Here is a 215-nt window from a genome sequence, read left to right as displayed (position 1 = left end):
TCCCGAAAGCGTCGATGCGTAGCTGGTTGGACAGCATGCTCACCCCTGCCTTGGCGGCGTGATAGGATGAGTTTCCGCCGAAATTGTAGGCGCCGGCGATCGACGAGATGTTGATGACATGCCCGCGGTCGCGCGCCACCATGCCGGGCACGACCAGCCGGCAGATGTGCAGGACCGCCCGGAGATTGACGTCGACGATGAGATCGATATCGCCC

General features: G+C 62.8%; 1 protein-coding gene. It reads right to left on the bottom strand.

The genetic code is table 11. From position 1 onward, the window contains the following. On the bottom strand, window positions 1-215 hold a 215-nt coding region (locus tag AF337_RS07385), incomplete at both ends, for an SDR family oxidoreductase (RefSeq protein WP_152970950.1).

The sequence above is a fragment of the Rhizobium ecuadorense genome, assembly GCF_001187535.1.
Classification (GTDB): Bacteria; Pseudomonadota; Alphaproteobacteria; order Rhizobiales; family Rhizobiaceae; genus Rhizobium; species Rhizobium ecuadorense.
Note: the sequence above shows the minus strand (reverse complement) of the source record. Positions and strands in the feature narration are given on the sequence as shown.